This is a genomic window from Nostoc sp. NMS7, assembly GCF_017115085.1.
In the GTDB taxonomy this organism is placed as follows: domain Bacteria; phylum Cyanobacteriota; class Cyanobacteriia; order Cyanobacteriales; family Nostocaceae; genus Nostoc.
In genome coordinates this window covers 1-10,989 of sequence record NZ_JABXKJ010000202.1, presented here as the reverse complement: position 1 = coordinate 10,989, position 10,989 = coordinate 1, and the positions used below count along the sequence as shown (strand labels likewise).

Here is a 10,989-nt window from a genome sequence, read left to right as displayed (position 1 = left end):
ATGTCAATAATTGCAATGCTTTTAGTAATTTTTTAATACAATTTTTAATATCCTTTTGAATTTGTAACTAATAATTTAGCATAACAAGTACTGAAGAACCAATTAAGTTGATGGTTGGGACTCCTGACGAATTTATTAACTATGTAGTCAGTCACCCAATCCGCTATCGGCTGATAGCAGATCCCGGCGTTGGTAAAACCCCAACCACTGCGGTAATGATTAGCGAAATTGTCAAAGCTGGATGTACTCGCGGCAATACCGGGAAGGGTGAGAAAGTACCTCACACTCTGGTTACGGTATCTTACCCCGGTGCTGTTGCTTCACTCAAAGATAGCAATTATCCATTAGAGCATTTCCTTAAATATGGCGATACCACAGCCGCGATTAAATCTTTTGATGATTGCTTGGATGATGGAAAATTTCGGCTGCAAAACACCCAGTATGCTGCTAGCTTCTTTCAAATTTGGGCATGGGATGAATTAGATAATACGCTGAATTCTTGCAGTGAACCATACAAGGCAGGTGAAAACCTTAAGAAGATTTTTAAACAGTTTGGACACAATAACATCGGCTGGATTGTGTCGGGTCAATCTGTGATGACCAAACAAATCCCAGGTTTTACCAATGATGATCGATCACTGTTCACCGAGATAATCATTGGCATTTCCAAAATTAGACATTACCTAAATACCTACGGGAAGGGGAAAAACAGCGAGTCTAACTTGGCTAAGTTGACCCGTAACTTAGACGCTATAGAAGAATATATCGACCAGAAAAACGAGTTAGTTACCGATGATACCAGATTATTAAGAGTAGCCTTAGTAGTTGACTCTCGCTCACCTAAGCTTTACTTTTTACCTAATCTAGATAGAGTTAGTTTTAACTATCAAGAAATAGAAGAGACAAAGCGACTGGCAAGGCTTGCCAAGTCCCCTGGCACGATTGGCAACGGGCTAGAATCTGAAAGCTCAAACCCTTATACAGCAAGCAATAGTCAAATGGTAAGCTTGCCACCAAAAACGACTATAGAGGGTAGCTCCCAATCTGGCACAAGTCCCCACTGTCCCCACTGTGGAAGCACAAATTTAAGGGTACAAAATGATGATAGATATCGTTGTCTAGACTGCAAAAACCGCACAGTTAGCAATAAGATAATCTGGAAATAAATATATGAATTTTGATGATATTTCAACAATTGTCTATCAGCCCAAAAATGACCATGAGCCAGGGTTTATTTATTTAATGGAAGCGGAGGGATATCACGGGCTAATTCCTGGCTGTTACCTCCGTCGCTGCAAAATTGGGTTATCTCGTAACCCAGAAGCTAGACTTGATAACTTTCACCGAAATCAACCACCTTGCAACGTAAGAATTCTCAAGACTATTTACGTAGAGGACATGGCAGATGTAGAGGGCGAATTGCATCAACAATTTAGCCGATGTAATGTTGACTTAATCAAAAGCCAAGAATGGTTTGATTTTAATACCGTGCAATTTATGATGGTTAATTGGGAGTTTGAGAAGCGATCGCTGTATGTTTTCAGCATTAGTGACTTGCCAATTAAGCTAATCATTTTCAGCATGATTGGGGTATTGTTCGTGGGGGCGATCGCTGGAACTCAGTTAGGTTTTTCTCATCAGCCAGAGAGCCAACCTCTGTTGCAGGATGCAAAACATAAAATCAAAAATTAAGGGTAGGTGTTGAGATTGTGCTAGAAACTGGCTTAATTAAATGTGATTGAGAAAACACTAAACATACAAAGAAGTGAAAATGCTGACTTACCATCGCACAAATGCAAGCGAGGTAATTATGAAGGAAGGCTTTAAAGACGGCACAGGTACTTATATGACTGGAGAGTTTCACACTGGGGTATGGTTCTCCAACTTTCCTATAGATGCGAATGAGGGTGCATTTGGCGATGTAGTTTTGTCCTTAGATATCCCAGAGGAAGTTTTTATTCAGTACGAATGGGTTGAGGAATCACCAGAGGTTGAAAACAAATATAGAGAATCATTGATTCCAGCAAGCATAGTTAATAAATTTGGTAAACCTGAAATTGTTTCAGATGAGGAAGTTGAACAGCTTTCATGCCCTTGGCTTAATGATTCTTAGGCATCGCCCTCATCCTCTCACGCCCAAAAAATGAAGGGTAGGTTGTGAGCCTACCCTTTGGGTTTTAGAACGGTGTGTTACCCGTCTGGTTTATTTTGGCGAGATATCCGCGCCAGTACTCGCCTTCAGTTGTTTTCGGTGGGAGTGCGATCGCCGCGTCAAATTCTCCGTCAAAGTAGTCTTCTTGTGCTTGGAATTGTTGAGGTTTAGCAATTGTGAGTAACATGAGAACAACCTTATTTAATGTGTGGCGGTTAGCAGCCGCCTTTTCTTATCCCTATACTAACCCTCTTATTAATATATTGACAAGTCTTGATGTATAGGGATATTTGATTAATCTTCTGATTCACCCTGAAAATCTTTATAGCTATACAAGCTAGTATGTATTGACATAAGCTTATTCCTTGGTTACTATCTAAATATACGAAATTTGATTTAAGTAACTAAGGAATACTGAGATGTCAAGGCAATTAGAAGACTCAGAAGATTTAAAAAATACTTATGTTGATGAGCGCGTTCAATGGTTACTGCCACAGTTTGAGGCGATCGCACCTTACAAGATGAGGGATCGTAAAAAGGGTAAACACACCGAAGCTTTACTTGGCTGGGAACAGTTAGCGGCGATTGAAGCGAAAAATTTAAAACTGACTTATCCAGACGACCGCCCAGAAGATGAAAAAGAATTTGGAACAGCAACAACACAAATTACAAAACTGAAAAAAGCACTCAAAAGCGCTGCCAAGACTGATTTAAAAGACGATGTTCTTTATAATCCAGTACTCACAATCATTACTCATTTTGGCGATGCCCTAAGCTTCCAATTTAGAAGTTACAGAGAAAATGTAAAAACTAAATACAAAGAAACTGTTGCAGTGCGTAGGGAGCCAATAAATAGGATCGAAATTGAGCTAACAGACTCTTTAAAGTATGCCTACAATATTTTGAACGATATTAAAAAAGGTGAAGATGCTAATTGGCTTAACGTAAGTTGTGCGATCGCACTTGCAACAGGCCGCCGGATGGGTGAAGTGCATCTATCCGCCACCTTTGAAAAAATAGACACTTACACACTGGCTTTTAAGGGTCAGTTGAAAGGTAAAAAACGTAGAGTTAGACAAAACAATAAAGATGTTTTACTCCGGGATGTCACTTTTAAAATACCTACTCTTTTACCTGCTGATTTAGTTTGTTATGCCTTGCAGTGGCTTGATGAAAAAGGTAAACGATTCCCACAAACTGAAGACCCCGAACGGGTTAACAGACGGTTTAGCAAAACCTTAAATGAAGCTTGTAAACAGTGGGATATTTTTCCCACAGATGACCGCACTTATCACAAGTTTCGTGCTGCATATTTAAGGGCATCGGTAGTTAATAAATCCGGCAAACTGGATAATTATGATTTTGTAGAGTTTGCTAGAGAAATACTGGGCGACTGGGATCTTAGTACTATCGAAGTCTACGAGCGTTACGTTATCAAGCCCGGAACGATTACCCGTATTTAATAAAATCCCTATACATACCCTCTTGACATTATTTATATAAGAGGGTTAGTATAGGGATAATCAATTAAACAGATGTTTTGATTATGGCTAAGTGGGATGAGGTAGGGCAAGAGTTAGTTAAAAAACTGGGTAGTGTCGAAAAAGAGTCAACTATTCAAAAATTGGCAGTTGCAGTAATTGACCAAATTAGGGAGTCTTATGAGGAGCCTAATAGCCGCAGAACTCCATTATCCAAAGTACGTAAGGCAGTTCTAGAAGCTTTCCCTGATACCGAAACTCAAGAATATCCTTGGCAGTATTCCACTAATAAAGGTAAGGGCAATATCGAGCGATATCAGCATTTAGCCCTTAAATATTTAACTCTTTCAACTGAAGAATGGGACGCTGTAGGGGATGAAGCTAGACAGCAATGGAAAGCACAGCAACAGGCTGAAAAATCAGAACTACGACTTGAGCCAGAAACGCAATTAGAGAAACAGCCTAAGTCACAGACTAAGAAAAAATCTCAAAGTGTAAAATCAACCGAAAAAGAAATCACTCTTAATGATATGAATATTTCACAATTGCAATTAGATGCGGATACTCAGCAGATGGTAGAAGCCGCGATCGCTCACTCCGGCATAAAACTCGCTGATTTTGTACGCCGCGCTTGCCAAGTCTATGCTAAAACCATCACTGGTAAAGTTAAGCAATTTTCAGAAGACTTGACAGCAGTATCTACAGAAGAATTAAAAAGCGACTCTTACAAAACTCACCCTGGTAGGGCTGATGAACTGGCAAGACGGGCTATATACGCTTTGGAAATGCACAATAATACTTGCACTGAGAAAAGCCAAAAATGGATGATTACCCAGACAGCTATACAATCGCTTACAGGCAGCAAGCCAGCTACTATCAAGGCGATTTTAGAGAACTATCAAACCAGACTTGACGACCACAACGCCAAACATGATTTAAATCCCTACGACAATCGCAAAGGTGGCGGTCGCAAAATTGATTTAGAGATTGATTTAGTGGCACTTGTACCAGACGGACTGGTTTTGGTGTAGCGAAGCCTGGGCTATGTCTAGCTTTTAAGCGTTTTTAAGTTGATGTCGGGAAAGAGGTATTTCCCGACATTTTTATAATCTGTATGGGTTTTAATACACAAGCGTAACAGTATATTAAATTTTGGGAATACTACACTTAACCCTTCTTTGAGATGGTGTAATTCATCATGAATATCCAGGATATACTCGGCGCATTCAACCCGCTTAACCAACTACTACCAGAACAAGCAGAAAAAATCAAATCTTTTATTTATGAAAAGTTTAATTATGAGCCAAAAATCGGTATTCTTGGTAAAACTGGTGTAGGTAAGTCAAGCCTTTGTAATGCTCTTTTTGGGGAATATGTTGCACCTATTAGTCACGTTGAGAGTTGTACACGAGAAGCTCAGGAATATTCAATACGTTTCGGTTCAGGAAATATTCAACTAGTTGATTTACCTGGTATCGGTGAAAGTAGAGAGCGAGATATTGAATATAAGGCTTTATATTCTAAACAGTTACCAGAATTAGACGTGGTTTTGTGGGTTCTAAAAGCTGATGACAGAGCTTTTAGTTCTGATGAAGAGTTTTATCACAACGTCATCAAGCCTCACTTGGTACAAGGCAAGCCTTTTATCATTGTGCTTAACCAAATTGATAAAGTTGACCCCTCCTGGGATTGGGACAGAAAAAACTGTATTCCTGGGCATGAACAACAAGAAAATATTGATGCCAAGATAAAATTTGTAGCTCAAATATTTGGTATTGACAGCAAAACCGTTATTCCTGTATCAAGTGCTGGTAAATATAACTTAATAACGCTTGTAGAGACAATCACCTATGCAATCCCCAAAGAAAAAAAGGTAAGCTTTGTGAATGCTGTAAAAGACGAAAATCGCTCAGAGAAATCAAAGGAGGAAGCCAAAAGAGGTTTTTTTGAAGCTTGGGGAGAAGGAATCGGAGAATTATTCTTTGGAGATGTAGGTAAAAATAGTGGAAGAATCGCTGGTTCTTTATACGATCTAACTATTGTTGGTCAGGTAGTCAACTTTTTTGCCAAAACACTTTTCCCCTGGTGGTGATATTTAAAATACGCCTTATGTAAATTAAGTCAGACGACTTCGATTAATCCCCCATTCCTCCATTATCCCAATTCTCACCCCGTATTACCTTGCGTAGCACAGGGTTTTATTTTGATGGTTGAGCGCGATCGCTCTTGAAGGAATTAATTTGATTACTCTCTAGCTTACCTTAATTGTAGATATTTCTGCCTACCTTTATGAGTCAAATAAATCGGATCTACAGCATTAAAAACTTTAGCTGTAAATGAAATTAAATCAATGTCTTTTAAGAATACTAAAGTTTGCTCTAACTCAGCATCACTAAGACCTGCTTCATCAAAAATCAAGGAATAAACCGTTAATTTTTCTTCAGAGCTTTGGATCAATTTAGAAGCAATATCAAAAACTTTGTCTATCTGATTGTTGTCCATATTTATTACATTTAACTATATCCAACACTATCGGTAATAACTTATATATAATTCTACGTCAAGCTGTATGAACACTAAGGAATTTAATGGATAGCTGAGGAATTTAATGGATAGCTGAGGATGACTTACGCCAACTCCTAGAGAACAGTGCGAGTGAACCCACGCTCCTAACGATCAAACCAGAGAACATACGCCGTCTACACGAGTTGTTAAACAATTCTGAAGTTGAGGACTAACCCCGCCCTCGCCACAAAACCGAATAACCCCAGGATTCCCTACAGCGATCGCCGTGGGGAATTATCATTTTTGGGCTTATCTCAGTAGTAGTTTTTTATTTTATGTTATAAAAACTGAATTTTATCTAAGTAGGGTCAGGCGTAGGCTGTAAGCTATACAGAGTAAAGCTTTCAGGCGACGATACTTGATTTTTTGGAAAACGCCAGAAGCGTAAAAAATAAGAATTACGCATTTGACCTATATTAGTGGGGTTGTTATGATTACGCGGCAAACGACACGCAACCCTTACCACTACGCCACAACGCCTGTCAACTGCTATCAAAATGACATTGAGCCGTAAGTAGCCCCAGATTTGCGATCGCTTGGTTTTAAAATGGCTAATCAATGATATGTTTAATAACAGTGTACTCACTACCCCAAGCTACGCAATATTTAGGTCTTCTCAGTCGTAAAATCAATAATCCCCCTTTTCGAGGGTTTGTATAAAAAACCTAAAATTTTTCCATTCATCTACCTGAAGAGTAATATGTCTAATAATTTTTCAGTACGCCAGATTTTAAAAACTGGCGGTAGCTTTTTTGTAGGTGCATCAATAGCAATAGGAATTTTATGTCCTAAAGTTTTAGCGAAATCTACACCTCAACTCGTAACTGCTTGGAAGATTGACGTATCTAATTCTACAAACGATACTGAAACTACGGAAACACTCAGTTTTTATAATGATGGTACTTACACTTCAGCAGTAGAAATTACCACAAGACCAGGGGGTATATATGATTACTGTGCGACGTTTAGTTATAGAAATACAAACGGTAATTTTAGCATAACTGGAAATAAAATAACATTTAAACCCCTAACTCTTTCTGTTACCGATTATGAGGGTTGTGGTTTTTCTATAAGCCAAATCGCGCCAACAGAAACCTATAATGAGCATGGTGAGTATATCGTTGAGTCATTTTCTGAGCCAAGTAATGAACAAACACTTACACTTAATCAAGTTGGAGGTAACATAAATACCATCAGTCAAGGAACTTATCAAAGGAGCAATTAAGTTAGTACAGAGTGGTATTGTAGTAAATTTTGTAGTTGCACTACGGCATGATATTAAAACAGGATTTACTATTGTCAAATTTTGACGTAAAGAATTACCAGATAATAAAAAAAAATTCCGCTAAATGACCACCTTTTCTCCCAATCAATGTAAATAGCAGTAGAAATTTGGTATAAGAATAGGATTACTACTTTTTACACGAACGTAAATGCCTACAAAGCTTATTCGACTAAATGATGGAACTTTAGTTGAGGTTGAAGTACCAGACGATGAGGCTCGCCAAATTTCCGGAGGGCTTGCTGATAAGGTTGATGCAACTTTTGATAAAATCAAGCCCATTTTAGTTAAGACCTGTAAACCTATTGCATCTGCATGGAAAGAACTCAATCAGGAAATGACTATTGACAAAGCCGAAGTTCAAATTGGGTTTAGCTTTGAGGGAGAAGGAAATTTATATATCACTAAGTCAAAGGCAAATGCTAATTTGACAGTCAAACTAATCCTGAAACCTAATAATAGTAAAAGTTAACAGAACCAAACTAAATGAGTCTGATTCAAGACGATCCTATCTATAGCTCTTCAATTGTTTTACTTACCAGCAAAGATCCTGAAAATGAGTCATTTGGTACTGGATTTGTAATTTTAAAGGATTTGTCGGCAACTTACATATTGACCTGCGCTCATGTAGTTAGTAAAGTAGGTGGAAGAGAACAAGTAAAAATTGACACCTACTCAGCCACCGTAATTGCCCAAAGTCCAGATGGTCATGCTCATGATTTAGCTGTGCTTAAAGTTGAAACTCCTTTGGATAATTCTATCCTTCCGTTGGGGATTTTTGGCAAATCAGGTTGGAGTTTTATAATTTATGGTTGTCGGTTATACGATAAACACAGTAAACAGTACAAGTTGGAGAAAATTAACGGGTCTTTGGTAAAATCAGTGAAACTAAAATCAAGATACCAGGCAAAATTTATTGATGCTTGGCAATTGAGAGTTTATGATCAATCCACATTGCAGCCAGGTCTTAGTGGTTCACCTGTTATAGATAATAGAAGCCTTACTGTGATAGGTGTTGTCAGTCATTCAGAAGGTCAAGGTCATTCAGGTCAAGCAGTACCTTTAGTCTACTTAAGAGAGATTTGGACTGAAATGCCGTCTGCTTTTTTAAGGGAAAAGCCATATGATTTAGTGGCAGTTCGGGAGCTAATAAAAGTTGTTTTTCTTAATGAAAATCAATTTTCATTATTTATTGCTAAAAATTTTCCCCAGATCCTCAGTAAGGATCTTCCTTTTCTAATTCAAGTTAATTACTTAATCAATTATTGCCATCAGTCTAATGAAGCAGATAAATTGTTAAATTATATTGAGAGACTTTCTCCAAGACAATATAAAAAATTTATTGCACAGATAAACCAATATTCTAAACATAGCTCATACGACAATAAAAAAATATTTAATATTTGTGAATACTTTCCTTGTCTTAAAATCTTTAGAATTAGACATGAAAAAGCTTTTGCCCCGGTTACAAGTCAATGTGAAATTGAACTTATATTTGAGGATATGTCACAATTTTCACCTGAAGTTAGAGAAGCTGCTATAGGCGCTTTAGCTGGGGTTTTGAACATATCTCGTGAAGAAATTAAGGCGAAGGAAGCGAGAAAAGGAAGCGTGAAACTTATAATAGAACTACCTTCAACTTCTCTAGATAGGCTAATAGAGCTTTATGAAACTGACAGAGTACTGATGAATAATGTTGGTATTGTTTATGTAATTGAGACTTTGGAGGAAAGATACTACTTAGATAAGATCCGAGAATTTCTGAATAGAGGATTTACCCGTGAGGAGTTAGTTACTATTTGTTCTGAAAATTTCAGACCAGTATTTGAACAAATTATTTCAAATGACAGTCAATCTGAAATTATTGACAAGCTCATAGAGTATACGCATAGAGAATTACAAATTCAAAATCTTCTTGATCTAGCTAGAGAAAAAAAGGTTGATATATATGAACAATTTAGACCATATATTAAAATTCCAAGAAGACCCGGAAGGGTAAGACAGTTTACGCAACCGATAAGAGGGTTAAATCATTCTAGGTTAACAAGACAAGAGATTCTAATAGCTTTATTGCTGGGAACTGGGGTTGCAGCTTTGGGTTTCCTAGCATTAGTTATTGGTATCATTACCACTATTTTCTTCAATATCATTCTATTTAAAATATCAGGAATCAGTATAATTTCTTCCTTAGTATCAATTTTCTTACTATTGGGATTCATCTTAATAGGAAACTTGGTTGCGATAGTAGTATCAAGAGTCACAGGACGTAGGGGGGGAGGAGTAGTAAGCCTTATATCAATTACTTCCTATATCATAGGTGTAACACTATTTCCAGTCATACTTCCTTTACTTATTATAATAATTACATATACATATTTGTTATTTACTGACTTTAAACATGCAATTAATTTTCTGCCCTTTGTTATCAACATAGTTCAATTAATGCTAGAAGCGGCAGGGGTATTTGTACATATTTCGTTAATATCAACGTCAACGCTGATAGGATTAGCAGGAGGCGGTGTTACCTCCTATCAGCGTGCTAGATGAATATTTGTTAGGGGGAAAGTAGCGCGTATGACGTGAGCCGCCACGCAACGGCTAAAACCATTGTCCAGAATATGTACTTGGTGAATTTAAACATTACATTAGAGAAAATCCTTACTTTTGGCTAGTTGAAACGCCTTAATGTTACTACTTCTGTTTGCAGCCATATCACGATCCCAGACCACGCCCAAAGTCATCTCGCCAAACTCTCGCTCGGTGCGATCGCACGACGCAAAAGTAAGGTGCGAGTTAATCTCTCACTGCTACCAACGACATTCAAATGGCTGAAAAAACACGACGCCAACGCAAATATGAGCGCTTGTGTTGATGATATTGTCAGACGGGTTATCGCTGGTGAATTGGCAAGAGTATCTCTATTGCAAGATGAGCAAGCTATTGTAAATCCACAACCTGTTATATATTCTCAAAGGATTAATATAACAAGATGAGGAACTTTCACCTTGATTAACCCAGAGATTGCGATCGCATGGAGACGCGGCAACGCCGCCGTCGTTCGGCAACGCAGTTGCCAGTCAAACCTACCACGCCACCACACCGGATACTTTGATAACTGCGCTGACCATTGCCACCACTACGCCGAACGCCGGATAACCGCGCTGATAATTGGGAGCGATCGCCCACAGGAGACGCGGCAACGCCGCCGTCGCTCGGCAACGCAGTTGCCAGTCAAACCCACTACGCCGGATAACCGCGCTGGCAATTAGGAGCGATTGCCCACAGGAGACGCGGCAAAGCCCAATACCCACGCCGTCTATTTGGAGCGATCGCGGATATCCCTATACATAGCCACTAAATAATAGATGCAAATCCAATAATTGATACATAGCTATACGAGAGGGTTAACGCATACATAATAACTATACGAGAGGGATAACACATACATAATAACTATACTAGAGGATATGTATGCGTATACTAGGGGATATGTATGCGTATACTAGAGG

Annotated in this window: 13 protein-coding genes; 11 read left to right on the top strand and 2 right to left on the bottom strand. The window is 38.4% G+C overall.

Going from position 1 to position 10,989, the window contains the following annotated elements; translation table 11 throughout:
- Window positions 1-110: 110 nt before the first annotated feature.
- The 3 genes from HWQ38_RS22810 (at window position 111) to HWQ38_RS22800 (ending at window position 2,113) form a co-directional block, all read left to right on the top strand.
- Window positions 111-1,166 (top strand): hypothetical protein, encoded by a 1,056-nt coding sequence (locus HWQ38_RS22810; RefSeq protein ID WP_292798137.1) that lies wholly within the window; start codon window positions 111-113, stop codon window positions 1,164-1,166.
- Window positions 1,167-1,170: 4 nt separating this feature from the next.
- Window positions 1,171-1,692 (top strand): GIY-YIG nuclease family protein, encoded by a 522-nt coding sequence (locus HWQ38_RS22805; protein ID WP_292798135.1) that lies wholly within the window; start codon window positions 1,171-1,173, stop codon window positions 1,690-1,692.
- 118 nt (window positions 1,693-1,810) lie between these two features.
- Window positions 1,811-2,113: a hypothetical protein gene (locus HWQ38_RS22800; RefSeq protein ID WP_292798132.1), complete on the top strand. Its 303-nt coding sequence runs from the start codon at window positions 1,811-1,813 to the stop codon at window positions 2,111-2,113.
- A 64-nt stretch (window positions 2,114-2,177) separates the two neighbouring features.
- Here HWQ38_RS22800 and HWQ38_RS22795 read toward each other — a convergent pair whose 3' ends face one another.
- Window positions 2,178-2,339, bottom strand: a complete 162-nt coding sequence (locus HWQ38_RS22795) for a hypothetical protein (RefSeq protein ID WP_292798130.1) — start codon at window positions 2,337-2,339, stop codon at window positions 2,178-2,180.
- A gap of 232 nt (window positions 2,340-2,571) precedes the next feature.
- Between HWQ38_RS22795 and HWQ38_RS22790 the strand changes: the two genes are divergently transcribed.
- The 3 genes from HWQ38_RS22790 (at window position 2,572) to HWQ38_RS22780 (ending at window position 5,725) form a co-directional block, all read left to right on the top strand.
- Window positions 2,572-3,615 carry a protelomerase family protein gene (locus tag HWQ38_RS22790; protein ID WP_292798128.1) on the top strand — a complete coding sequence of 348 codons (1,044 nt, stop codon included), beginning with the start codon at window positions 2,572-2,574 and terminating at the stop codon, window positions 3,613-3,615.
- Between the two features lie 83 nt (window positions 3,616-3,698).
- Window positions 3,699-4,664, top strand: a complete 966-nt coding sequence (locus tag HWQ38_RS22785) for a hypothetical protein (protein WP_292798126.1) — start codon at window positions 3,699-3,701, stop codon at window positions 4,662-4,664.
- A gap of 167 nt (window positions 4,665-4,831) precedes the next feature.
- Complete coding sequence (locus HWQ38_RS22780) at window positions 4,832-5,725, top strand: GTPase (RefSeq protein ID WP_292798124.1); 894 nt, start codon at window positions 4,832-4,834, stop codon at window positions 5,723-5,725.
- Window positions 5,726-5,889: 164 nt separating this feature from the next.
- Here the strand turns inward: HWQ38_RS22780 and HWQ38_RS22775 are convergent, their stop codons facing one another.
- On the bottom strand, window positions 5,890-6,135 hold the full coding sequence (locus HWQ38_RS22775; RefSeq protein WP_292798123.1) for a hypothetical protein: 246 nt from the start codon (window positions 6,133-6,135) through the stop codon (window positions 5,890-5,892).
- Between the two features lie 763 nt (window positions 6,136-6,898).
- Between HWQ38_RS22775 and HWQ38_RS22770 the strand changes: the two genes are divergently transcribed.
- The 5 genes from HWQ38_RS22770 to HWQ38_RS22750 all read left to right on the top strand — a co-directional run bounded on the left by HWQ38_RS22770 (window position 6,899) and on the right by HWQ38_RS22750 (window position 10,749).
- Complete coding sequence (locus tag HWQ38_RS22770) at window positions 6,899-7,423, top strand: hypothetical protein (RefSeq protein ID WP_292798120.1); 525 nt, start codon at window positions 6,899-6,901, stop codon at window positions 7,421-7,423.
- A 208-nt stretch (window positions 7,424-7,631) separates the two neighbouring features.
- Window positions 7,632-7,952: a CU044_2847 family protein gene (locus tag HWQ38_RS22765; protein ID WP_292798118.1), complete on the top strand. Its 321-nt coding sequence runs from the start codon at window positions 7,632-7,634 to the stop codon at window positions 7,950-7,952.
- Between the two features lie 14 nt (window positions 7,953-7,966).
- Entirely contained in the window at window positions 7,967-10,027 is a 2,061-nt protein-coding gene (locus tag HWQ38_RS22760; RefSeq protein WP_292798116.1) for a serine protease, read from the top strand.
- Between the two features lie 125 nt (window positions 10,028-10,152).
- Entirely contained in the window at window positions 10,153-10,473 is a 321-nt protein-coding gene (locus HWQ38_RS22755; protein ID WP_292798114.1) for a hypothetical protein, read from the top strand.
- Window positions 10,474-10,485: 12 nt separating this feature from the next.
- Entirely contained in the window at window positions 10,486-10,749 is a 264-nt protein-coding gene (locus HWQ38_RS22750) for a hypothetical protein (protein ID WP_292798112.1), read from the top strand.
- Window positions 10,750-10,989: the final 240 nt, after the last annotated feature.